Source organism: Tunturiibacter psychrotolerans (assembly GCF_051013365.1).
GTDB lineage: Bacteria > Acidobacteriota > Terriglobia > Terriglobales > Acidobacteriaceae > Edaphobacter > Edaphobacter psychrotolerans_A.
The window spans coordinates 4,157,342-4,180,865 of the sequence record NZ_CP132941.1; the positions used below are offsets into that span (position 1 = coordinate 4,157,342).

The 23,524-nt window shown below is 56.9% G+C and carries 17 protein-coding genes; 2 read left to right on the plus strand and 15 right to left on the minus strand.

Annotated features, from left to right (window positions below):
* Positions 1 to 118: 118 nt before the first annotated feature.
* The 7 genes from RBB76_RS17390 to mtnA form a co-directional block, all read right to left on the minus strand.
* On the minus strand, positions 119 to 3,337 hold the full coding sequence (locus RBB76_RS17390; RefSeq protein ID WP_429628957.1) for a DNA polymerase III subunit alpha: 3,219 nt from the start codon (positions 3,335 to 3,337) through the stop codon (positions 119 to 121).
* Entirely contained in the window at positions 3,330 to 4,859 is a 1,530-nt protein-coding gene (locus RBB76_RS17395; RefSeq protein ID WP_429628958.1) for a DNA polymerase Y family protein, read from the minus strand. Before RBB76_RS17395 ends, RBB76_RS17390 begins: the two co-directional genes overlap by 8 nt.
* Positions 4,841 to 5,884, minus strand: coding sequence for an ATPase domain-containing protein (locus RBB76_RS17400; RefSeq protein WP_429628959.1), 1,044 nt, complete (start codon positions 5,882 to 5,884; stop codon positions 4,841 to 4,843). The genes RBB76_RS17395 and RBB76_RS17400 overlap by 19 nt, the downstream gene beginning before the upstream one ends.
* Before the next feature lie 204 nt (positions 5,885 to 6,088).
* Positions 6,089 to 6,487, minus strand: a complete 399-nt coding sequence (mscL, locus tag RBB76_RS17405; RefSeq protein ID WP_429628960.1) for a large conductance mechanosensitive channel protein MscL — start codon at positions 6,485 to 6,487, stop codon at positions 6,089 to 6,091.
* A gap of 125 nt (positions 6,488 to 6,612) precedes the next feature.
* The gene (locus RBB76_RS17410; RefSeq protein WP_429628961.1) at positions 6,613 to 6,918 is read right to left on the minus strand and encodes a permease; all 306 of its coding nucleotides are present in this window, start codon (positions 6,916 to 6,918) and stop codon (positions 6,613 to 6,615) included.
* A gap of 134 nt (positions 6,919 to 7,052) precedes the next feature.
* Positions 7,053 to 8,933 (minus strand): VWA domain-containing protein, encoded by a 1,881-nt coding sequence (locus tag RBB76_RS17415; protein ID WP_429628962.1) that lies wholly within the window; start codon positions 8,931 to 8,933, stop codon positions 7,053 to 7,055.
* Positions 8,934 to 9,022: 89 nt separating this feature from the next.
* Positions 9,023 to 10,090, minus strand: coding sequence for an S-methyl-5-thioribose-1-phosphate isomerase (gene mtnA / locus RBB76_RS17420; RefSeq protein WP_429628963.1), 1,068 nt, complete (start codon positions 10,088 to 10,090; stop codon positions 9,023 to 9,025).
* A 417-nt stretch (positions 10,091 to 10,507) separates the two neighbouring features.
* Between mtnA and RBB76_RS17425 the strand changes: the two genes are divergently transcribed.
* Positions 10,508 to 10,687: a hypothetical protein gene (locus RBB76_RS17425; RefSeq protein WP_429628964.1), complete on the plus strand. Its 180-nt coding sequence runs from the start codon at positions 10,508 to 10,510 to the stop codon at positions 10,685 to 10,687.
* Positions 10,688 to 10,736: 49 nt separating this feature from the next.
* On the plus strand, positions 10,737 to 12,197 hold the full coding sequence (locus RBB76_RS17430; protein ID WP_429628965.1) for an RNB domain-containing ribonuclease: 1,461 nt from the start codon (positions 10,737 to 10,739) through the stop codon (positions 12,195 to 12,197).
* Between the two features lie 45 nt (positions 12,198 to 12,242).
* On the opposite strand, the gene RBB76_RS17435 is transcribed toward RBB76_RS17430, so the two are convergent.
* The 8 genes from RBB76_RS17435 to RBB76_RS17470 all read right to left on the minus strand — a co-directional run bounded on the left by RBB76_RS17435 (position 12,243) and on the right by RBB76_RS17470 (position 23,446).
* Complete coding sequence (locus RBB76_RS17435) at positions 12,243 to 12,911, minus strand: class II aldolase/adducin family protein (RefSeq protein ID WP_429628966.1); 669 nt, start codon at positions 12,909 to 12,911, stop codon at positions 12,243 to 12,245.
* Between the two features lie 60 nt (positions 12,912 to 12,971).
* A complete protein-coding gene (locus RBB76_RS17440; protein ID WP_429628967.1) occupies positions 12,972 to 13,997 on the minus strand; it encodes a radical SAM protein in 1,026 nt (341 codons plus the stop codon).
* An 89-nt stretch (positions 13,998 to 14,086) separates the two neighbouring features.
* Positions 14,087 to 14,491, minus strand: a complete 405-nt coding sequence (locus tag RBB76_RS17445) for a hypothetical protein (protein ID WP_429628968.1) — start codon at positions 14,489 to 14,491, stop codon at positions 14,087 to 14,089.
* A 184-nt stretch (positions 14,492 to 14,675) separates the two neighbouring features.
* A complete protein-coding gene (locus RBB76_RS17450) occupies positions 14,676 to 16,199 on the minus strand; it encodes a GH39 family glycosyl hydrolase (protein WP_429628969.1) in 1,524 nt (507 codons plus the stop codon).
* Between the two features lie 151 nt (positions 16,200 to 16,350).
* Positions 16,351 to 17,928: a GH39 family glycosyl hydrolase gene (locus RBB76_RS17455; RefSeq protein WP_429628970.1), complete on the minus strand. Its 1,578-nt coding sequence runs from the start codon at positions 17,926 to 17,928 to the stop codon at positions 16,351 to 16,353.
* A 437-nt stretch (positions 17,929 to 18,365) separates the two neighbouring features.
* Entirely contained in the window at positions 18,366 to 21,854 is a 3,489-nt protein-coding gene (locus RBB76_RS17460) for a carboxypeptidase regulatory-like domain-containing protein (RefSeq protein ID WP_429628971.1), read from the minus strand.
* A 214-nt stretch (positions 21,855 to 22,068) separates the two neighbouring features.
* The gene (locus RBB76_RS17465) at positions 22,069 to 22,422 is read right to left on the minus strand and encodes an STAS domain-containing protein (protein ID WP_429628972.1); all 354 of its coding nucleotides are present in this window, start codon (positions 22,420 to 22,422) and stop codon (positions 22,069 to 22,071) included.
* A 145-nt stretch (positions 22,423 to 22,567) separates the two neighbouring features.
* Positions 22,568 to 23,446 carry a TIM barrel protein gene (locus tag RBB76_RS17470; protein ID WP_429628973.1) on the minus strand — a complete coding sequence of 293 codons (879 nt, stop codon included), beginning with the start codon at positions 23,444 to 23,446 and terminating at the stop codon, positions 22,568 to 22,570.
* Positions 23,447 to 23,524 lie beyond the last annotated feature (78 nt).

The window sequence follows — 23,524 nt, forward strand, 5'->3', positions numbered from 1 at the left end:
CTTCGTTATGTTGTTTTTATTTTTACGCGGCGGCCTTCTCGATGGGTGTTTATGGCCCCTAGGGCAGAGAAAGATGGTGGTGACGAGGGTGTGAAAATGCCGGAGGGAATGGAAAAATTTAGTGGAAGTCGTGGGAGCGAAGTTCGAGAGCACTGTCAGAAAGAGCCATGAGACGCAGGGCTTTTACGTGAATGACTCCGTCTTGATTTTGTAGCGGCCCTTCAGCCATGAGGAATTTGCTGCGCGTGACTAAGATGCGCTCGCGCTCGTAAAGGTCTGGAGTGATGATGACGTTGGCTATTCCGGTTTCGTCTTCCATGGAGAGGAAGATGAATCCTTTGGCTGTGCCGGGACGCTGGCGGGCTATGATGCAACCGGCAGTGCGGACGTGTTCGCCGTCGTTGCAGGACTTTAGTTCGGCTGCGGAGAGGATGTGTTGATGGCGTAGTTCCGCGCGGCGGTAGTGCATTGGATGCCTGCCGACGGTGAGGCCTGTGCCGGCATAGTCAGCGATTAGGCGCTCTTCTGTGTTCATTTGTTGCAAGGGAAGAGTCTTAGAGTCTTCCTGCAGCGATGCGCGGTCTTGTCTAAGGAGAGGACCCTCCAGCTTGCCGGCACGCTCTACCTGCCAGAGAGCGTCGCGGCGATGATTGATTCCCTCGAGTTTGTTGAGTGCTCCGATGTGGGCGAGGATTGTTAACTCTTTTCGGTTGAGCACTGGGATGCGCAGGGCGAGATCTTCGGCAGATAGGAATGGACCGTCCTGAGCTCGGGCTGTGCCGATGGCTTCGCCTGCTTGCTTTCGCAGGCCTCTTGCGTAGCCGAGACCCATTCGTAGAGAGAGTGTGCCATTTGGTTCGTGTTCGATGGTGCAAGGCCAGTTTGATATTTGTATGTCGATCGGCTTTATGCGCAGGCCGTGGCGTTGTGCGTCCTTGACCAAGACTGCTGGCATGTAAAAGCCCATCGGTTGATTGTTGAGGATGGCGCAGGTGAAGGCGGCGAGATACTTCACTTTGAAGTAGGCCGAGGCGTAGGCGATGAGGGCGAAACTGGCTGCGTGCGACTCGGGAAAGCCGTAAAGCGCGAAGGAGCTGATGTTTTCGATGATGGTGGTTTGGGTCTTTGCGTCGATGTTGTTGGCGGTCATTCCGGCGCGGAGGTTGGATTCGAGCTTGTTCATGCGCTCCCAGGAGCGACGCATTCCTACGGCGCGGCGGAGTTCTTCTGCTTCAGCGCCGGTGAAGTTGGCGACTGTCATGGCCATGCGAAGGAGCTGCTCCTGAAAGAGGGGAACGCCTAAGGTACGTTTGAGAACATCTACCAGCGATGGATGTGGATAGGTGACTAGTTCCTTTTTCTGGCGGCGGCGCATGTAGGGATGCATCATTTTGCCGACGATGGGGCCGGGGCGGATGATGGCTACCTGAACGACGACGTCATAAAACTTTTCAGGTTTGTTTCTGGGGAGCGAAGCCATCTGGGCGCGGCTTTCGACTTGAAACATGCCGACGGTGTCTGCTTGCTGGAGTGTTTTGTAGACCTCTTCGTCTTCGGGTAGCTGGGCGAGATCTACTTTATCTCCATAGTGTTGTGGGATCAGGTCGAGGCAGTCTTTGAGGACGGCCATCATGCCGAGTCCGAGAAGATCGACTTTGATGATGTGGAGGTCGGCGCAGTCTTCTTTGTCCCACTGAACGACGGTGCGACCGGGCATGGAGGCGCGTTCGAGCGGGACGACGCGATTGAGTTGGCCTTGGCAGATGACCATGCCACCTGAGTGCTGGCCGAGGTGGCGAGGCAGGTTTTGAATGCGCATGGAGAGCTCGAGATATTTGGCGATGCGCGGGTGTTTGAGATCGAAGCCGGCGTGATGGAAGGAGTGGGCCATGGTGTCGGTTTTGCCGCGCCACTCCCACTGACTGACGAGACTGGTGAGGCGGTTGAGTGAGTCCTGATCGAAGCCCATGGCTTTGCCAACTTCGCGGGCTGCCGATTTGCCGCGGTAGGTGATGACGTTGGCAGTCATGGCGGCGCCTAGCTCGCCGTAGCGTTGATACACGTATTGGATTGCCTGTTCGCGCTTGTCTTCGGAGGGGAGGTCGAGGTCGATGTCGGGCCACTCGCCACGGTTTTCGCTAAGAAAGCGCTCGAAGAGGAGTTCCATTCCTACGGGGTCAATGGCTGTGATTTCGAGGGCGTAGCAGACGGCTGAGTTTGCGGCACTGCCTCGTCCCTGGATAAGGATGCCGTTGCGTTTGCAGAAATTTACTATGTCCCAGACGATGAGGAAGTATCCGGCGAAGCCTAACTTTGCGATGAGAGCCAGTTCGTGTTCGACTTGCTTTTTTGCCTGCTCGAGCAGGCTGGGATTATTTTTTGGGATGTAACGGCGGAGGACTCCTTCTGCGACGCGCTTCTTCAAGAAGCTGTCCATGGTGTCGCCTTCGGGGACGGAGTATTCCGGGAATTTGTAACCTAAATCGTCCAGCTCGAAGTTGAGGCGGGAGGAGAGCTCTGCTGTGTTGCCGGTTGCGTAGGGAATGTCGCGGAAGAGTGCGGTCATCTCTCGGGCGATGCGGAGATGGCGTTGGCTGTTGATCGAGAGAAGACGGCCTGCGTGGTCGAGGTCGGTGTGATGGCGGACGGCGGTGAAGAGGTCCAGAATCTCTCGGTCGTATGCTGTGGCGTAGCGGACGCCGTTGGTAGCCAGCACGGGCAGGTTGAGAGAGTTTGCGATGCGTACTGCGGCTTGGTTGCGCCACTCGGCTTCACGTTCGCGGTGGCGTTGTAGCTCGATGTAGACGTTTTTGGGGCCGAAGATTCTTACGAGTTTCTCTACCGTTTTGCGACCGGCCTCTTCGCCTCCTATGGCCAGGGCTGCGGCGAGCGGGCCTTCGTCTCCACCAGTGAGGCAGATGAGGCCGGAGGCGTATTGTTGGAGGTCTTGATTTGTGGCTGCGCCTTCGCACTTGGTGCTCTCTCTCATTTTGAAGTGCGTGATGAGCTGACAGAGGTTCTGGTACCCGGTGCGAGATTCACAGAGCAAAGGCAAGCGGGAGGGCTCTGCGCGGTGCTGGTGCGGGAGCCATGAGGGAGGTGTGAGGCGGGAGGGGAAGCCTGAGACGGCGATCTCTGCGCCGATGTGGGCTTGAACTCCGTTTCGTTTTGCGCTGGTGTGGAAGCGGGCCGAGCCGTAGACTCCATTGCGATCGAGGAGAGCCATTGCGGGCATCTCGAGTTCTACGGCACGCTTGATGAGTTGTTCAGGATCGGAGGCGCCTTCGAGGAAGCTGAAGGCGCTGGCTGCGTGCAGCTCGATGTAGCGGTTAGTCATAGAGCGCCGCTATCTGCCAGGAGTTTTGCGTCAGGTCACGCAGGAGGCAGCATCCTAGTAGTTCGCCACCGCGGGAACGTGCGATGAGATCCCATTGTTCGTGGCCCCAGAGCGTGGGTGCCCACCAGTCGCTGCCGGTAATCCAGGGGCCATAAGCTCGTTCTACGGTGTACTGCCTTTCGCGAAAGAAGAATGCTTTGGGTTGATGGCCGATCAGAGTGAGGGAGATGTTTTCTGGGGGACGAAGCTGGCGGATGGCAACGCGCGGCTGGGTGGAGGTGAGTTCTGTGCTTGATTCTGAAGGGATCGTGAAGGGCTCGATGGTGAATTCGTCTCGCTGATGTGTGTCTTTGAGCACGGCGCGGCCTACGCAGTCTTCTCCGACGATGGCGCGAATGCGAGCCAGGGTTACATCGAGACGCATTGGTTCAGGGAGTTGTGGCGAGAAGAGACCAAGCTGGACTTTGCTGGTGCTGCCGGGTTCGGCAGCGAGTGAGAGCGCGAGTATTGCGGCTTGTGGAGGATGCGCTTCGAGGTCGAGGTGAAGAAGTTTGATCCAGAGCTGGCGGTTGTTTGTGGGTAGAGCAGGCCTAACGGTGCGGGTATGCGAGGTGGCGCCTTCGAGTGAGAGGGTGATGGTGACAGAGGCGAGGGCTAGTACGCGTGTGGTTGCTCGCAGGATCAGGTGCTCCAGTAAAACGCCTACGACAAAGAGAAGGGACTCGAGTAGTTCTACGGGCGTATCAAGTTCCATGTGCTCTTCGAGGGTGAAGTCAGCTTCGAGTGGAACGAAAAGGTGTTCGAGCTCGCCACGTGCCAGGAGGCGAAGGCGTCGGCCTTCCTGTCCCATTCGTGAAACGAGTGCTTTCTCTGGCAACGCCGCTAGCATCCCGAGGGTGTGAATGCCCCAGAAAGAAAATGTTTCGGCGTATTTTTCAGGAAGATCAAGGACCGTGAGGGGCAGGCAAGCGAGGGCCATGCTCTCTTGTCCAGGTACAGTAATGGCTACCTGGTTAGATGGTGACATGCCACGTGCGAGGCAGATGGCAGCATGAAAGTTGCCGGCTATGGCGAGGCATGCCGTGATGCCTAATGATTTCACCTGGCGCAGAAGTGTTTTCCCCATCTTTGAAGGAGAGCCCAGCAGTCTCTCGGTTCCGGCGATGTCGATCACGAGGAAAAGAGAGGTATCATTGCTGCGATCTTCGATGCGGGGAGAAAATGTGCCTGCGCATTCGAGCAAAGCTGACTTTGCTGTTTGTTCTTCGGCGTGTGAGCGTGGCAGAACTGTGACTGATGGGAATGTATCGATCTCGACTTTTGTCATGCCATGAGCTACGCCGAGAGTGCGTGCCTTCGTGTTGAGGGAACAGACTTGCTGCAGTGGCGCTTCGCCTTGCATCACCACGAATGGCCTTTCTCGGAGCTGTGGACGCAGACGCAGCATGGCCTGTGCGGGAAGTTCTTTTGCGTAGAGACACGCGTACAGCTCTTCTGGCCTGGTCATCGTTGACCTGCCCATGCGGTTCTGCTGTGCCAACTGGCGCTTCGGGCGCTTTGCGGCTGCTTTCGCATAGGAACGACGTTGGTTGGGGTGAAGCGTTCTCGTGCTACTTCGACACGATGCTCGATGCCGGTGAAGACGGTGTGTTCGTCCTGTAGTGCAATGGCAGGTTGCAGGCGGAGGACTAGGCCAGCGCTGCTCTTCGCACATGCATACTGGGTGAGGAGAAGGATGCTTGCCTGGCTTCGCTCTGCAGCGGCGCGGTAACGGAACCATGTTGCAAGGGGAATGCGCGAGGCGAACTCCGGAGCGATGCTGCCAAGATCCAACACGATCGCACTGAATCCACCAGCTTGAAGGAGCAGGTCGGTTACGCGGAGTGCTTGATCGATCTTTGACCAGGGTTTGAACCATAACTTTCGCGGAGTGATTGTCTTTTGTATGCTCCTGGTCGAGTGTGGTGGATTTGGTTCAAAGATTTCTTTTTCGACTTTTGGTCTGCGTTGCGGTTCGGCACATCTTGGCGCAATCGCTTCTGACCGCAATAGACCACTGACAGCGGTTGAGAGTCCTTTGACTTCGCCGCGTGGATGAGGGCCAAAACCTCCGCCGTGGAGACCTTTCTTGACTGGTGGAGCGATCAGATATTTCGAGGGGAGCGAAAAGCCTATTTGCGAGTATGGTCGAGTGATTGGATTTGTAACTCCACAACGCACCCATAGGAGCCTGTTCAAATCGATTCCTGTGGCGGATGCGGATTCTGGGGACAGCGCATCCGAGACATCGATCCAGGCGCATACTTTGCCTGTCTGTGTGATTTGAGCTGTGAAGGAGAGCGCGAAAGATGTGCGGCCTGAACACTCGGAGCCGACGATCTCTGTGATGGCACCGACGGGGAGGCCACCTTGCAAAAGGTCGTCGACAGCGGAGATACCTGTAGGCGCGAGAGGACGAATGATCCGTGGTGCCGGCGATAGCGAAGAAGGAATCCGGTGGGCCAGTGCGGTTTCGATTTGGAGTCGTAAGGCGGCAGCGGTCTGCATGTCTTCGCTTTATATTCGCCTATTAGGCACCTGAGATGTCAACACTGCCTGCACTGCTTTTGGTTCAAAAGGAGGTGTTTCATCCTTGTTTGTCGTTGATTCGTTGTGGTTTATAAGCCCATCTGATTTTTTATAAGGGCATGGTAGTGCTTCGCGAGCCACATTGAAGTAGCGTTCGACTGGACACGTCCCGGGGTTGGAGAGCTATACGGGTTGGGTGCAGAACTTGCAGCGGGTTGCGGCTACGGGGATATCGCCGAGGCACTGCGGGCACGGTTTGGTGGCAGGAGGGGTGACAACTGCGGGGTGGAATTTTTTAAGCAGGTATTGGGTTGGAATTACGAGGAAGAAGTAGACGACGCCAGCGATAAGGATGAAGTTGACGATGGCGGTGAGGAAGTCGCCGTAACGGATTTCGCCGCCATTGATGTGGCCGATGAGATAGCCGAAGTTGGGCTTGCCGATGATGGCTCCGAGGAGCGGATTGATGATCTTTTCAGTCAGCGAGGTGACGATGGCCGTAAATGCGGCTCCGATGATTACGGCGACAGCAAGATCGATGACGTTGCCACGCAGAATGAAATCGCGGAATCCTTTGAACATGTGGTCAGTCTCCTGGGTCAATCGTGCCGGTAGTCACGGCTAGTCCGGTGCGGCGAGTATATCGCAGAGAGTTTTAGGGGATGGGGCGGTTGGTTGATGAGGTGAACAGGGTTGGTTGTGACTGGCTATTGTGACGAAGCGATCCAGCGGGCGTAGGGGTAGAGGAGGAAGAAGAGGATCATGCATAGGGCCATGAGGTCCATGTAGATGCAGAGGATGACGCCGGCGTGATAGAAGCTCCAGCGGCGTTGCATGCAGCGGATGGTGTCGGCTGTGCCGGCGACGGCGAACAGGGCGGGGAGGACGAGGAGGGGGTTAGCGTGGTTGTGGGGGAAGTCGGAGAGGAGAAGAGAGACTGCGAGACTGAAGAGAACCAGAAGGCTGCCGCGCAGAAGGGAGTGGGTATGCGGATTGAGGAGGGGATGTTTCACGCGGTGTATCTACTACAAGAATAAGTCGCCGACTCGTTTGGTGCCAGTTTGGTAGTGGTGGAGTTGCGGAAGGCGCAATGGGGCGCACGAGGATATTGATTGCGGCAAAGCGGATTTTACGGTGTGTGGCGGCGCTATTTTTTTGCTGGCGCGAGTGGCTCTGTGGCTGCGGAGGCAGTGATGGGGGGCAGGTTTTTGACGGCGTCGACGGGGACTTCGACGGCTCCGATGTGGTTAGTGGCGAGGTCGTGAAGACCTATGCGAAGTGAGTAGGCGCCTTTGAGGGGGACGCTGATCTCTTCGTGGTAGGGAATGCCTGTGTTGAGGATTTGACGATAGACGGAGGGTGAATAGGTGGCGCGGACTGGGTTGCTTTCGATGTTGATGAGGTTGCCGTCTTGATCGTAGACGTAGGTGAGGAACTGGAGAAGGGCATGGTAGTTGCCGTCGGGGGCGCGCTGGATGTTGATGGAAGAGGGGTCGGCGGCGATGTCGATGGCGTAGCGGCGGTAGGGGCCTTTTACATCGGATGATGGATTGAGGGTGTTGTCTTTGGCTAGCTGAGTCTCTGGTTCGGTGCTTGCGGGGAGAACGCGGGCTTTGAGTGTGATTTCGGTGGGGTCAGGAGCACCACGCATCATGGCGACGCGCATGGGGTCTGTCCGTGGAGCTGCCGTGGCAGAGTCTTTTCTGGTTTTGTTGGCGAGGTGAGTAGTTACGGGCGTGTTTGGGTCGTTGGCGAAGTAGCCTCGGCGGTAGGCGAGGGTGACGCCTGATTGCTGGAGCTTGACCTGGATTTTGCGAAAGTTTCCATTCCAGTTCGTGTCGGTAGGGGAGTAGGTGAGGGTGTAGTAGTGGGAGCCGGCAGCAACGGCTTTGTTGACTGCGTCGACTAGATCGTTGTTGTTGATGAATGCGTAGCCTCCGCTATCTTCGGCCATCCGAGTCATAGTGAGATTTTCGCTGCCGTTCTCCAGATGAAATTTGAGCTGATCTGCAGCGAAGCGTTTGATGTTGTCCTGGTAGATCTCCGTGGATTGAGAGACGTCCATGTTGGGAGAGGTCATGGCCCCGCGGACGTCGATGGGATAGACCGCGACCTGGGCTCGGGTGAGGAGATTGGTGGTCTCACGGTACTCGTCTTCGGAGCTGGCAACTGTCATGAATGGATCGCTGATGGTGCCGTCAGGGAGGACGTCGAGTGGGAAAGAACCTGAGAACCAGATGAGGTTTTTGCGGCCGGGCATGCCGGCGAGATAGCGGGCTAGCTGATTGATGGCGTCGAGGGTGTATTTGGCGCGTAGTTGAAGCTGAAAGGAGGTTTGTTGAGCCTCAAATTGCTGTATTGCGGGGATGGTGTGCGGGTCGGAGATTCCTCCGGCGCTGTTTGCGAAGTTGGTCATGTCATCGCTGAGTTGAGTGCTGTTACCACCTGAGACGCGGTCGATGAGCGGCGAGTTCTTGATGTTCTTGTTATTGATGGCGGCCTTCAGCAGCTCTGGATCTGAGGTGAAGCTTTGCAGCAGCAGGAGCTTCGTGGTGAGGCCATAGATCGCCATGGGAGCGCCGGGCTTGGAGGTATTTATGTATTTGTGAAATTGGTCGTGAAGATAGATCTGGTCAAGGACTGGGGTGTTGAGAGTGTCTACAAGCAAGACGTTGACTGCGCCGCCTGTGGGAGCGGGGGAGTAATTAGAGAAGATGCCGGGAGGAAATACTGGCATGGGGGGAATGGGTTTTGCGGACTGAGCTGTGTGCTCTTCGAAGGATTTGATCTGCTGCGGCTTGCCGCCCTCAAGGAGAGCAAAGTCGCTGGCCTTTAGATTGCGGACCGGGTTCTGGCTTTTGTCGGTGACGACGACATCTACGACGACGAGCTGAGTGCCTGCGCGTAGGGTCGTTACTTCGGACTGTGCGGGTGGAGGAGTTTGTGCGGGATGGGGGGCTTGTGCTGAGGATTGCGGGAGGATAGTTGCCAGGAAGAGGAGAAACAACAGGGAAGAATTGCTCAGCATGGGCCCTCCGGTTGTGCCAACCTAGTTGAACACAACCGGAGCAGAGTTGCCAGACAGATCTATGGACTAAGTTGAGGCGCGAGAGGCGGCTAGACCGCTGTGAGTTCTGGTTCGGCCTGGGTGGCCATGGTTTTGATGGATTGGTTGTAGGGAGCCGTAAGGACGCCGCGCTCGGTGATGATGGCGGTGACGTACTTCGCGGGGGTGACGTCGAAAGCAGGGTTTTCGATGGCTACGCCGTGGGGGGTCATCTGCTTGCCGTTGGAGTGGGTGACCTCGCTGGCAGCTCGCTGCTCGATTGGGATGAGGTCGCCGTGTGCTGTGGCGAGGTCGAGGGTGGACCAGGGCGCGGCTACGTAGAACGGGATGTTGTGTTCTTTGGCGAGGATGGCTACGCCGTAGGTGCCGATCTTGTTGGCGACGTCTCCGTTGGCGGCGATGCGGTCGGCTCCGACGATGACGGCCTGGATGCGGCCCTGACGCATGAGGGAGGCAGCCATGTTGTCGCAGAGGACGGTGGTGGGGATGTTGTCCTTCATGAGCTCCCAGGCGGTGAGTCGGGCTCCCTGAAGGAAGGGACGGGTCTCGTCGGCGAAGACGTCGATCTTGTGGCCGCGCTCGATGGCGGCACGAATGACGCCGAGGGCAGAGCCGTAGCCGCAGGTGGCGAGGGCGCCGGCGTTGCAATGGGTGAGGACGGTGCCTTCTTTGGGAAGGAGGGATGCGCCGTGGGCGCCCATCTGCTTGCAGGCAGCGATGTCTTCGTCGTACATGCGTCGGGCCTTGGCGACGACGGCGGCTTTGATATCGGGAATGGTGGTGTTTTTTGCGACGAGCTCGACGTAGAGACTGCGGATCTCTTCTATGCCCCAGAAGAGGTTGACGGCGGTGGGGCGGGTTTCGGCGAGTGTCTTTGCGATGAGGGCAACCTCTTCGGTGAGTGCAGGAAGGGTGGTTGCGGTGCTGCGGTCGATGCCGATGGCCATGCCCATGGCGGCAGAGACGCCGATGGCGGGGGCTCCGCGGACGATCATGTCGCGAATGACGGTAGCGACCTGCTTGTAATCGGTGGCGAGGACGTAGGTCTCCTCGAGGGGAAGCTTAGTCTGGTCGAGGAAGTTAACGCCGGTAGGGAGCCATTCGAGGGTGGGAATCATGTCCTTTCTAGTTTAGACGAGTTGGGCCTGCAATGGGGCGGATGTGGGGGCCGTGGGCGGCTCGCGGGGCGTAGAAGCGCTGGCAGCAGCAGGTGCAGCGAACGGGGCGCAGGGCGAGGAGATTGAAGAACCGATCCTTAATGCCACGACGGTGTGAGCGGTGGAGGGATTCCGTATTGCAGTGGGGGCAAGATCTTCCGTCGGCGAACAGTGGCTTTGAGAACATGAGGGCTCTATCGGCGGCCAGGTTCCGATTATTAGGCGTGTGCGAATTGTTTTCAGATGCTGAGGCTTTTCTGGCGGATTTTCGTCCGTAATTGGGAATAAGGATGCGATCGGATTTGTGATTGCGGCGGAGGTAATTGTGAAAAAAGATGCGCTGACTACTGTTCTTCTGGGCTTGATTGCGAGCCGGGGGTGCAGAATCTGCGCTATCCGGATGGTACGGGGCAGGTCTACGGGAAGGTCGTCGTCGATCTGCGGAGTGGGAAGATCTGGGGTTTTCCGACTGGGACTGTGGATCCTTATCCATCGTATCCGCTGGATAGCAAGCCGTCGGTTTCAAAGCCATTTGCGCTGGGGGCGTTATCCGTTTGAAGATACGGAGAAATAAGAAGTTATTGCGCGCGTGGTAGGCTTCCCTTGCATGTCTACCCATACCTTTGACCTGGTTGCTGCCGCCGCTGCTGAGATGGTTCGCGAGGGCTTTCATACGGAGTTTCCTGATGGCGGCGAGGCGCAGGTGGCGGCGATTCGCGCGGCTGAGGGAGCGAAGCCTGATACGGAGGTACGTGATCTGCGCGGGTTGCTGTGGTCTTCGATCGATAACGATACATCACGGGATCTGGACCAGATCGAGGTGGCTGAGCGTGTGGGCGATGGCGTACGCGTGAGGGTGGGAGTCGCGGATGTGTCGGGATCGGTGGGGAAGGATACTCCGCTTGATCGGCATGCGGCTGATCAGACGCAGACGGTGTATACAGCGGTGCGGAACTTCTCGATGCTGCCGACGGAGCTTTCGACGGATTTGACTTCGTTGAATGAAGAGGAAGACCGGGCAGCGATGGTGGTTGAGTTTGTGGTGGATGTTGAGGGAAAGGTGCAGGAGACGAGCATCTATAAGGCTGAGGTGCGGAACAGGGCGCAGCTTGCTTACAGCCATGTGGGGCCGTGGCTGGAAGGGAAGGCGGGGCCGGATGCGAAGGTGGCTTCTTCGACGGAGTTGCAGGGGCAGCTGCGGCTGCAGGATGAGGCGGCGGTGAAGTTGCGAGCGCAGCGGGTGAAGATGGGGGCGCTGGAGTTCAACCGGGTGGAGGCTGATCCGGTGGTGGTGGATGGGAAGGTGCAGTCGATCGGTACGGCGTTTCATAACCGGGCGAGCGATTTGATTGAGGAGTTGATGATCGCTGCGAATGAGACGATGGCGCGGACGCTTCGGGCGGCGAAGCGGTCTTCGATTCGCAGAGTGGTGAAGTCGCCGGAGCGATGGGCGCGGATTGTGGAGCTGGTCGGGCGGTACGGGACTGTGCTGCCGGCTCAGCCTGACTCGGGTGCGCTGAATACGTTTTTGCAGGCGCAGCGGCAGGTGGACGCGGTGCACTACCCGGATCTGTCGCTGGCCATCATTAAGCTGATGGGGCCGGGGGAGTATGTGCTGGCTCGGGGCGATGTGGAAGAGCAGCAGGGACATTTCGGACTGGCGGCGCAGGATTATTCGCACTCGACCGCGCCGAACCGGCGATTTGTTGATTTAGTGACGCAACGGGTCGTAAAGGCGATGTTGAATGAGGAGGCCGCTCCCTATAGCGATGAAGAGCTTGATGCGATTGCGAAGCATTGCAACGAGCGAGAATCTGCTGCGCGCAAGGTGGAGCGGGCAATGTTGAAGCGAGTGGCTGCGGTGGCGCTGGCGGGGAGCGTGGGGAAGAGCTTCCATGGCGTGATCACCGGGGCGAATGATAAGGGGACTTATGTGCGGGTGTTCGATCCGCCGGTGGAGGGCAAGGTGGTGCGGGGAGAACAGGGATTGGATGTGGGGGATACGGTCGAGGTGACGCTGCTGCATACTGATCCGCAACATGCGTTTATCGACTTTGCGCATGCGTGAGCCTGGAACGCTGTTTTGCTCATTCGCCTCGGTAGATTTTGTTTGCTAGGTTGCGTTGCGAATGTACTTTTGTTTTGCGCGGAAGAGATCTTCGAGTTGAGTGTCGTTGAGTGGCTGCGAGGAGCCTAGCTGGTGGGCGACGAGGCGGATGTGGGCGAGGTGCTCGACGGTCTCCATTTTGAGGAAGGCATCGAGGAGGGTGGGTCCGTAGGCTACTGCGCCGTGATTGGCCATGAGGATGGCGGTGTGATGGGGGATGAAGGGCCTGAGGCTGGCTGCAACCTCGTCGGTTCCGGTGGTGGCGTACTGGGCGAGGGGGACTGAGCCGAGGGTCATGACGGCCTCCTGACAGAGCATCTCGTCGAGGGCGCGGCCGGCGCAGGCGAAGGCGGTCGCAATGGGAGGATGGGAGTGGACGACAGCCTCCACGTCAGCTCTAATCTGGTAGACAGCGAGGTGCATGCTGAGTTCGCTGGTCACCTTTCTTGTGCCGGCAAGCTGCCGCCCTTCGAGGTCGACGATGACCATGTCGGCCGCGCGCATGAGGTACTTGCTCATGCCGGTGGGCGTAACCAGTAGGCGCTCCTGATCGAGCCGGACAGAGAGGTTTCCCGAGGTCCCGGGCATAAAGCCGAGTCGAGAGAGCCATCTTCCGAACTGGACGAGTTCGCGCCTCAATTCAACTTCTGGTCGGCCGATACATTCTTCGATCATCGTTCCTCTTTCGCTGCCATGAAGTGTAATCCCATTACGGTTTTCAAAGTGCATGTTTCCTCACAGGATTTCGAATGGAGAAGGTTCAATTTGAATGATCGGAGCGGACGGAGAGGGAGTTTGCAGGTTTCTCCAGGCTTTCCCGATTCTGGCGGAGGCCATAAAGAGGTGACCGGCGGTGAGCGAGCCAACAACTTTGTGATGACCGACCGCTGCCAATCCCATGGAGGCGATGCAGCCACACTGTTCGCAGTCGGGGTCGCCGCCAAACTGACAGGGTGTGATCTTGGTTGAGAGATCGGCAGAGACAGTCATAGTTGTTCGAGCGAAGATACACTCTTCAGGGCTCTTTGGTGGAGAGGAGATTTCATTTATTACAATTTCCGGCATATCGAGGATTGGATATCTCTTGCGGAGCTCGAGCAATTCGACAATGGTGGCGGCTCGTTGGGCCGGGGTGAGGATCTCTGGATCAGTGGCACCCCGCTGCGGAGTGAACAGGCTGAACCAGACCTTCGCTACGGCAGGCTGGGTGCTCCAGAACTGAAGGAACTGGTCGAGGTATCCAGGGCGGGCGGCGATCTGTGCGGTGACGGTGCAGTGGACGGTGATTCTGGTGTCCTGGATATTTTTGAGGATGCGCTCGTATGTGGCGGGCTTGCGGCGTTCGTCGTGCTCAGGGTGAAGTCCATCGATGGATACGACGATGTTAAGCTTTCGGAATCGCTTCCAGTGGGAGGGGATGACGCGGAAAGCGCTGGTGACGATCTGGGTGTGGATGCCGCGAGCTTCGATCTGGGGCAGGAGGAGTTCCAATTCTCGATGTCGGACCAAAGGGTCGCCGCCGACGAGGGAGACGTGCAGAGGTTTTTCTTTGTCCAGGAGATCGAGTACACGCTGGACGAGTTGGTCTCCTTTGAAGTCGGAGAGGTCGCGTAGCCGGGTACCTCCGTTGAGATGCGCGGCGTCGAAGGCGTAACAACCGGGACAACGCAAAGGGCACTCTTTAGTAATTTCGATGGACAAGGACGGAGCCCGACCTACGAGAATCTTGGCCCATGCATGAATGACTTCTGATTTCTTCATTGCTTCTCCATGATCGACTGAATGGGGAGTAGATCAGTTTCGATAAGAGCCGTAAGTGGCTCAAAAAGAGACAAGCGTACGAAGGCTTATCAGATTTGGAGGGGGAGGTTGACGATGAGAAGAGAAGTTTCAGGAAGCAGACAGGATCGCATCGCCGCGATCAAATGGGGCGTCAATGTCGAGGCGGGATCGACTCGTTTGAAGAAGGAAGACAGCGCGTGTCGAAGGGACAGCAGAAGGCTAAGAACTTCTCTGCGCTGATGTGAGAGCAGGAGGATGAGACAGAAGATCGCGGCGAGAGCCAGAAGACCGAACTCGCAGTCCTGTCCCCCACGGAGAAACTTGTCAAAGGTCCACAGGTACTCCGTTATAGGCATAACGGCAACAAGAATTGCTGTGAGAAAGATGAGGATTCGACCAAGCAGAACGCAGGTGTGAGACGCAGGAGAGTATGTTCTTTCAACGGGCCCGTTCGTGATGGGTGTTAGTTTCAAGAACCCTCTCGTCTGCTGCGATTCTACCTTGATCCTTTGAAATAGGGTTGGCAGTAGAGAAGCGATTCTGCCATAGCCTGACTCCGTCTTTGCTGTTCTCCTCTATGATGCATAAATTTGGGCGGATCTTCTCTTATCAGAGAGTTTTTACTTTTTATCGACAAACTCCAAACCTCTCAGCCTTTCAGTGCCTTGAGTCTTCGACCTGGATCAGGACCAGGGCATTTTGGGTGAGATTGATTCGGAGTGTTCCGTTGCGAAGCGCGGTCCGCTCCGGAGCGGGCAATGCAGTCTCACGATTCAGCTGCTCCGCTTGTGCGGGAGTTGGGTTTTTTGGCTTGCCCATCGCGGTCCATCGGGGCAGCACATTTCCGTGGTTGTCGTCGACTCGTTGAACCTCTACGTTCGCGTCTTGCGGGACACCTTGTAGATGAAGTTCTAGCTCGCGCAAAGCTCCGTGTTGGTCTGGGTCTACCAAATTCCAGACGGCAATCGCGAGGTTTCCGTTTGCCATTCTGGTGACTAGGACATCGTTGGAGGAGTTCGCGAGGCGTTGGTCGCCGAGTTGGTGTAACAGGCCGTAGGCGTAGTAGCTGGGTTTGTTGATGCCATCGAAGGCGCGGAGGCCGAAGTCTCCGCGGAAGGGAGTGCTAGTGGGACCGCCTTCCTCGAAGACGTCAGAGAAGGTCCAGAAGGAGAGCATGTTTACGTCGCCGTCACACTCACGTACGGTGTTGGCAAGCGCCGGGCCGACGTAGATAGTATCGCGTGCTTCCATCATGCCGGGAACGTTCCACTCGGTCCAGAAGAGGGGGAGATGAGGCGCAGTGGAGTGGTCGATTTCGCCGCGGACTTTTGCGACTGCTCGGCCTACGCGGTCGTCCATGGCGATGTCTTCGTTGGTGCCGAACATGTTGTGAACTGTGTCGTCGGCGTAGCCGTGGGTTGAGACAAAGTCGACGGGGATGTGGTTCTCGGCGGTGTGTTGTAGGAACTCAGGGACCCACTGAGCTGCGGCAGTGGCGGGACCGCCTACGCGGAGGCGAGGGTTGACGGACTTGAGTGTGCGAGCGGTGTGATCGTAGAGATCGAAGTACGACTCTTGTCGAGGGATGCCGTTCCAGAAGTCGATGTTGGGTTCATTCCATACTTCGAAGTACCACTGGGAGACTTCCTCGATGCCGTAACGGTCAACGAGGTGCTGGGCGAAGTGTTGGATGAGATCGTCCCATCGCTCCATGCTCTTTGGTGGCGAGACGTTTTGTTTGTACCAGAAGGGGTGAAGCGCGTCGGGGTTGAAGGCGAGTTTCTTGGGCATGAAGCTGATTTCTACGAAGGGGCGGACGCCGTTTTTGAGCAGGCCGTCGTAGATGGAGTCGACGTAGGCGAAGTTGTAGACGGGGTTTCCATGCTCGTCCTCGTTGTAGACGCCAACCTCGTCGTGCAGGATTGCGTGGAACCGAACGTAGCGGAAGTCGGCTACTTTTTTTACGGCGCGCAGGTCTTCGCGATAGGCTTCGCGCAGCGTGAGAATTGCGCGTCCGGAGCCGAACATCTGCTCCCAGAAGTGCGGGAACGGAGTTGTGGTTGCGTGAGCGTCAATTGTGACGACTTCGTTGGCGGCTGGCTGAGATTGAGAGAAGGATGTGCGGGTAATACAGAAGAGAATCAGAGATAGCGAAAGGAATTGGCTTCGGCGACTAGTCATAGTGACCTCGTTCTAAACAGCGGGGAGGGACTGGAGTGAATTTTGTGTCGAAAGGCTGGGGTCGAGGAAGGAAGGTTGGCATGGGCTCACTGGAAATGGTTAGCGCGTTGCCGGCCTTCGTTCGGAGATGGCTTTTTATTGGGCTACGATTTTATTTAACTACGAGAAGAGCAAGGCCGTGTGGTGGTACGGTGATTTGCAGATGGCCGTCGGAAAGCCGAAGTTTTTCTGCAGGCGCCATAGCACCGGCGGCTTTTAGTGTTTTTATCTGATCCTGCGTGAGGCTTCCGCGTGGCCGTCCCATGGCGTCGAATGCTTTTACGGAGTTTCCGTGGTCGTCATCTACTCGCAGGACTTCGACAGTTGCTTTTGACGGAACGCCTGAGAAGATTACCTCGAAGGTTTTGTCTGGTCCCTTGTTTGCGGAGGGTGGGGTGTAGGCGGCGCCGATGCCGAAGGGTGGCGCGTAGTTCCAGAGGGCAACTTCGACTGCACCATCGCTGGACTTAGTGGCGAGGGCGTCGTCGTTATCGAGCTTGATCCTGCGGTCTCCGAGGCGATGCAGCATTGCGAATGCGTTGAGTGAAGGCTTGGGAATGCTGTCTGCTGCGAGTAAGCCGAAGCCACCATAGAATGGCGTCCGAACGACTCCTTGTTCCTCAAAGACGTCGGAGAATGTCCAGTAGCTCATCGACTCGGTGAGGCCGTCGCATTGGCGGATGTTGTTGGCCAGCCATGGTCCCATGTAGGTCGTGTCCGTCACGTCGGGCTCGTTCGAATAGCTGGCGTTGTACTCGCTGAAGATGAGCGGCATTTTGGGATAAGGCGAAGCAACGATCTCGTCGTGTACTTTTTTTACGGCGCGATAGACCATGACGTCACGTTGGATTTGTTCGTCGGTGTGAAAGACGTCTTTGGCTGTGTCGTTGGCGTAGACGTGGGTTGAGGCGAAGTCGACCGGGATGTTGTGGTCTTTGCAGTGCTGGAGGAATTCAGCAACGTAGCCTGCCTGGGCTGTGGATGGGCCACCTACTCTGATCCGTTGGCTTACTTTTTTCAGCGCGAGTGCGGTGTGATCGTAGAGTTCGTAGTAGGTGGGCATGTTTGGGCGGCCACCCCAGAAGTCCAGGTTCGGCTCGTTCCAGACTTCGAAGTTCCAGGTTGCGACTTCGTCGATGCCGTAGCGATCGATGAGGTGTTGGGCGAAGGCTGTCATCATTGCGTCCCAAAGAGCGTAGTCCTTGGGTGGCGATACGACTGGTTTGTAGAAGAACGATTGGGTTTGATTAGGATCGGCGGCCATTTTGCGAGGCATGAAGCTGAGTTCGACGAAGGGACGGATGCCGTTTGCGAGAAGGCCGTCGTAGATCTGGTCGATGTAGGAGAAGTTGTAGATGCCGGCGCCCTGGACTTTTTCGGGAGGGAGGCCGGGGTTTTGCGTTGTTGCGTCGGGGTCGTAGAGGCCTACTTCATCGAGAAAGATGCCGTGGAAACGGACTGATTTGAAGTCGGTTACGTTCTTCACTGTGTGGAGATCGTCGCGGTAGCTCTGGCGCAGGGAGAGGATGGCTCGACCGGAGCCGAAGGTTTGCTCCCAGAAATGGGGGAAGGGAGTTGTTTCGGCGTGGGCGTCGATTCGGACTTGTTCCGCTTGCTGGGCGGTGAGGGAGAGGGGGCTTGAAAGGCAGAGGCTTAGGGCGGCCAGGACGAGCGTTCGGACTTGGATCATCAGAGTTTCTCCAGGCGATGCAGCTTGTGGTGAATTCGTGGTGACAACGTGGTTTTCTGGTGGTGAAGCGTGGTGAATTAGCACCATGCTGACGTGGTGCGCGATCAGTAATGACGCGGGTTTTGTTGTTTTCTGCGTAGAAAAAATATCTGGATGACGTTACACCATAATTGCACCATAAATGAGGCAGCCACTTTTTTGGACATAGGCTTCGACTTTGGGTGCAATGGGTCAAGTGAAGACAAAAGGCAAAAACAAAAGCAACGTTAACTACAAAGGCAACGACGAAATACAGGGAACCTTCCCCTTCGGTTGCGCTCAGGGACAGGATGACACCATATGCAGACGGTTGCGGGGCGACGACGAATTCAGAATGTCATAGTCCGCATTTCCTCTGCACCTGGAGGCGGTCCAGGTGCAGAGGATTAGGTGGTTAGCTAAAAGCTGAAACGGGCCTGCATATTGACGATGCGACCGGAGAGGCCGTTCTGAGCCTGCCCGAAGTTTGGAAGTTGGAAGTTGGTGACCACGGAGCTGGGGGTCAGGTTGATGTTGTTGAAGAGATTGAAGGTGTCGATTCGAAACTCGATCGCGGCATCTTCTCCGATGATGCGGGCTTTTGGAAGACCGAAGGACTTGGCGAGGGTTGCATCGACGTCCTTATATCCGGGGCCGGTGAAGGAGTTGCGGGCGACGTAGGGAAGCTGCGGCAGAGCGTATGTCGTTCCTGTGGTTGGAATGCCCGTGGTGGGGATCGCGAAGTAAGGCTGAGTCGGGCCTGCGTTGGGGAAGTTCACGTTTGGCTTGCCGTTCTCGAAGGCGTCGTTGCCTGTGTGGCTTCCGGCGCCTCCGTTATAGAAGGCGGGACGGAGTGTGGAATATCCGCTGGCGGCGTAGTAGAGATTGCCGCCCGGGACGTTATAGGTTGGGGTGAAGGGGAAGCCAGTGTGCAGGTTGAAGATGCCACTGAGTGACCAGCCGTCGACGAGCTTCGAGACGAGACTGTTTCCGTGAAAGAACTTCGGCTGCCAGAGCCCGTAGATTTTGAGAGCCTTGCCGTAGTTGAAGTCGGAACGGCCGTAGGCGAGGTAAGGCAGATAGGGGTAGGGGTCCATGTAGAAGGGACTGGATCCTGTATCCATGGTCTTTGCGTAGTTGAACTCGGCGTCGAACATGAATTGATGAGACATCTGATGTTTGAAGCCCACCAAGAGGGAGTTGTTGTTCGAACTGCCGGTGTTACCGTACCGGTCAACGTTTTGCACGAGGGGATTTTGCGGTTGGCCGAGTGCGAATGCGTTGACATAAAGGAATGTCTGAAGGATGAGGTGACGTGTCGTGCTTCCCTGGTATCCGGCGGTCACGACGAACTGGTGGCCAAGGTCGATCTGAGTGTCGAGCGAGTAGTGCTGGGTGTAGATGGTGGGTTGGTTGGCCTGGAAGTCATAGAGAAAGGCTCCGCCTGCGACAGGAAGATTTGCAGAGTTGAATCCTCCGACGGCATTCGGATTTGGCGGGTATCCGAAGAGCGAGTGGGGATCGCTTGCGATGTTGTATACGATTCGCGGGTCAATGGCGGTAGGACTGGCGCTGTTGTATGCGGCGCCAAGAATATAGGGCGGATTGTTCCCCGAGTTGCCAGAGATGGCTATCTCGGACTGGTTATAGTTCAGGCCGTATCCTCCCCGAACAACAGCTTTGCCATGGAACATGTCAGGACTAAAGGCGAAACCGAACTGCGGACCGAAGTTACCTTTCTGGGCGTTGGTGAGGTTGCCTCCCTGACGAACCGTGAGGCCTGAGTAGGTGCTGTCTCCGGTACCAAGAACAACGACCCCGATGTTGTTCTGCTTTGATGAAAATGGTCCGAAGTAGGAGTAACGAAGTCCGAAGTTGAAGGTGAGATTGGGCTTCGCTTTCCAGTCGTCCTGAATGAAGAAGCCATAGAGGTCTTCGCGAGTATCCTGGCGGTTGGTGGTGGGAATGCCTGTAGCCGGGTCGAAGTTGCCAGCTTCGCTGTGGGGAGCGTCGTTGAGAAAGTCCCAGATGTTGTAGAAGTTATAGAGCGGACGAGCGGAGTAGGTGGGATTGTTGAGGTAGTAGAGGCGCGTTATCTCGCCCCCGAACTTGATGGTGTGATTGGCGAGGATCTTTGTGGCTATGTCTTTGTAGGTATATGTGTGTTGATTGAGGTCGGAGGGGCCGCCTGCTCCGAAGGTGCCGAGGCTGATGCTACCGAGATTATCGATGATCCCGGTGGGCAAGCCGAAGGGCGCCTGCGGGTTTGAACTTACCTCATTAAATCGATAGCCCGCGTCGTTCGCGCGCGCTTCGTTAAGGAATGTCGACGAGAAGATGTGATTCCAGACGAGAGAGTAGGCTTCATTGATCTGGTCGTGGTTGAAGAGGTTATAGGTGCGAACGGATCCGTTGAGATTGGTCATCGACAGGGGGACCCAATAGATTGCAAACGCGATGTGATCTTTCTTCGTGACGTTTGCATCGAGGCGGCCGTTGTATTGGCTTGCGGTTCGTATTGTTGGATTAATTGTGTTGAAGAATGCAATGTCAGCTACGTCGCTGAGGCCGCCACCGACGCCGGGATTTGTTGTGCTCTGCCAGGTGAGGTCCTGGGTGCCAAGAGGTTGTTTGAGCGGTGAGCCGATATTGAGTCCTTGTCCAGGAATGGTGCGGCAGTTGATACCTTCTGCGAGGCCGGCGTCGGCGCATGTCTGGTTAATCATGGACGACGCAACTACGGAAGAACCTGGGAAGGTAAGGTAGGTGTTGGCGATGCTGTTTGCGGGAGCGAGGGCTTGAAAGGCAGCGGTTTCATACCAGCCTGTGCCCGGCTGAGAGGTGTTGTCGCGTTGCGTTTCGTACGCGAAAAAAGCGAAGAGCTTGTCTTTCAGAATGGGCCCTCCGATGCTACCTCCAATCTGATTCGCGCGCTCGCTATCTCGCAGGAGACCACGCTCGGACGGGGTGCCGGGGTTGAATGTGCCCGAACCGTTGTAGCGTTGATAGGCGTTGAGGCCGGGACGGCTGGCTCGGAAGAAGAAGCTGCCATGGAACTGGTTGCTACCGGTCTTTGACGTGAGCTGGATTTGCGCGCCGCTGAAGCGGCCGTCCTCCGCGTCGTATCCGTTTGAGATGACTTTAAGGCTGCCGACGGAGTCTTCGGTTGGTGTGATGACTGATGTTCCCCCCCAGACGGCGCTGACGGTACTGATGCCATCGATGTTGATGCCGTTGGTCGAGGTCTGGCCGCCGTTGGCGTTGGCTTGTGGACCGTTCTCCGTTTGGAAGATACCGGCGGCGCGGCTGGCTCCTCCAGGACCGGCAGTGCCGGGAAGCTGGTTGCCGTTGCTAGAGTTGGAGGACTGCGATCCGTCACCGAAGACGCCCGGCGCGAGTTGTACGAGTTGGAAGACGTCGCGCCCGGAGGAGGGCAGGTGCTGGATTTGATTGCTACTGACGGTACCGTTGATGGAGGCGGTCTCGGTGTCGAGGGAGGGAAGGGCGTCGCCGGAGACGGTGATGCTGGTGCTCGCCGGGCCGAGTTGTAAGGTTACGTTGACTGAGTTGGGCTGCTCGGGAATGATGTGGAGGTCCTGGATCACCTGTTCCTGGAAACCCTTTGCGGTCACGGTGAGGTTGAAGTGGTCGGGTGGGAGGGCGTTGAAGTTATAGACGCCGCTGTCGTTGGAGACTGCGGTGATAGGGTGATTGGTGTCGGTGTCGGTGAGGGTGAGAGTGGCGCCGGGGATGACGGCGCCAGTGGAGTCGGTTACGGTTCCCTGGATGGATGCGCGGAATTGAGCGTGAGCTGTGGTGGCGCACAGGCTGAAGATGATGGCGACGAATGCCGGGCCCAGGACGTAGCGGGACCTCGTGAGATTGCTCAAGCGAAAGTGTTGCATCATGCCTCCTGATTGGGAAACGTGTGCGAAATTTTTCCACCGCGGATGGGACGTGCCTTGGAATACGGGGGAGGATTAGGCAAACGTTTGACCGTCAGAAACTATGCACGGCTCTGCAAATGACTGTCAAGGTTGGGCTTTGCCCGTTGTAGGCTCATCAAAAGGTATGGAAGCTGTGCTTGACGAGTCGGGCCTTTAGGCGCCGCTCAGGATTTCTTCAGGATTTTGCGAAGGAGGAGATGGCTTGGTGCTCTTCGGAAAATACTTCAAAGAGGGGCAAGAGGTTACACATCTTCAGAGTCTGCGTCACCTGCTTGGATGGATTGACAAGTTTCAAGGCTCCGCCAGCCTCTTTGGTCGAACTCATGATCATCACGAGAAGGCCGATGCCGCTTGAGTCCATGCGGTTGACGCCGGTGAGGTTGAAGACGAACTGATTTGCTCCGTGAGCAGTCAGGTTGTCTATCTTCTGTTTTAGGTTATTGACCGGGACGCCGAGGACTAGAGGGCCGCTCAACTCAACTGCCTCGATCTCTCCATATTTCGTGACTTTAATCTCAAGCGTGTTCAAATACGGCCCCCTCTTCCTGACCGCGCAAACTCAACCGCGCAGACTGCGGCAGGATAACACTCTTGTGCGATGCCGACATGGAAAGACGGAGGCTCGCCGCTTGAAGTGGCAAGCTCTCCGTTCGGTCTGGGGTGGGAAGGTGGGCTTAGCTGTGGGTTAGATAGCCCATTCCGGCGAGGACGCCGCGCATGTAAGCGAAGCTTGCGATGACTCCGGGCATCGGGTCGTCGGCGTGTATCTCGTACTCGAGATCGACGAAGCCGTTGTATTTGGTTTTGATGAGAGCTTCGAAGATTCCTCTCACCGGCATGATGCCTTCGCCTACGGCGACCTGGCTTTCTTTGCTTTGGAAGTTGGTGAGGTCCTTCATGTGGACGTTGAACAATCGAGGACCGACCTCGTGGATTGCCTGGACGACGTCGGTGCCGGCACGTACGGTGTGGCCGACATCGATGCAGCAGCCGATGCGTGGGTCCATGTTTTTGACGGCCTTGAGGATGTCGAGAGGGGAGTGCCACAGCTTGTCTTCGGGGCCATGGTTGTGGATCGCGATGCGGATGTCGTATTCCTTCACAAATTTTTCTACGCGGGGAAGGGTCGCGGGATCGGGGTCGCCGGCGACGATGACCGAGATGCCTGCGCGCTTGCAGTACTCGAACTTGCTGCGGATGTCGGCGTCGTCGTCCTTGGTGAAGTAGATGGCTCCGGCGGCGTGGAGCTTGATGCCGGCGGCGGTGTAGTCTGCGAGGGCTTTGGCTTCTTCGGCGGGATCCATGGGTAGATGATCTTTGGTGTCTTTGACGTTCAGGTCAGAGACGTTGAGCTGCTTCATGAAGGCGATCATCTGCGCCTGCGTGAAGTTGCGGAAGGTGTAGCTGGCTAGTCCGAGATGGATTGGAGACGGCGCACCAGTTGCGGGGGACGCCTGCAGGGCTGATGAGGGGAGGGTGGTCGAAGTGACAGATGCTGCCGCAAGGAGCGCGCCGGATTGAACGAAGCTGCGACGTGAGAACTTATTTGTCATGAGAGATCGTGACTCGCGCTTTCTGAAGGGTTCGTTGCTATGGTGGTCGTCGCGGATAGCGATTGAAGGCTTGCCGTT

Bases quoted from the DNA above. Each gene is read 5' to 3' on its own strand.
- RBB76_RS17390 (WP_429628957.1), bottom strand. From the start codon at position 3,337: ATGACTAACCGCTACATCGAGCTGCACGCAGCCAGCGCCTTCAGCTTC.
- RBB76_RS17395 (WP_429628958.1), bottom strand. From the start codon at position 4,859: ATGGGCAGGTCAACGATGACCAGGCCAGAAGAGCTGTACGCGTGTCTC.
- RBB76_RS17400 (WP_429628959.1), bottom strand. From the start codon at position 5,884: ATGCAGACCGCTGCCGCCTTACGACTCCAAATCGAAACCGCACTGGCC.
- mscL (WP_429628960.1), bottom strand. From the start codon at position 6,487: ATGTTCAAAGGATTCCGCGATTTCATTCTGCGTGGCAACGTCATCGAT.
- RBB76_RS17415 (WP_429628962.1), bottom strand. From the start codon at position 8,933: ATGCTGAGCAATTCTTCCCTGTTGTTTCTCCTCTTCCTGGCAACTATC.
- mtnA (WP_429628963.1), bottom strand. From the start codon at position 10,090: ATGATTCCCACCCTCGAATGGCTCCCTACCGGCGTTAACTTCCTCGAC.
- RBB76_RS17430 (WP_429628965.1), top strand. From the start codon at position 10,737: ATGTCTACCCATACCTTTGACCTGGTTGCTGCCGCCGCTGCTGAGATG.
- RBB76_RS17435 (WP_429628966.1), bottom strand. From the start codon at position 12,911: ATGATCGAAGAATGTATCGGCCGACCAGAAGTTGAATTGAGGCGCGAA.
- RBB76_RS17440 (WP_429628967.1), bottom strand. From the start codon at position 13,997: ATGAAGAAATCAGAAGTCATTCATGCATGGGCCAAGATTCTCGTAGGT.
- RBB76_RS17450 (WP_429628969.1), bottom strand. From the start codon at position 16,199: ATGACTAGTCGCCGAAGCCAATTCCTTTCGCTATCTCTGATTCTCTTC.
- RBB76_RS17455 (WP_429628970.1), bottom strand. From the start codon at position 17,928: ATGATCCAAGTCCGAACGCTCGTCCTGGCCGCCCTAAGCCTCTGCCTT.
- RBB76_RS17460 (WP_429628971.1), bottom strand. From the start codon at position 21,854: ATGATGCAACACTTTCGCTTGAGCAATCTCACGAGGTCCCGCTACGTC.
- RBB76_RS17470 (WP_429628973.1), bottom strand. From the start codon at position 23,446: ATGACAAATAAGTTCTCACGTCGCAGCTTCGTTCAATCCGGCGCGCTC.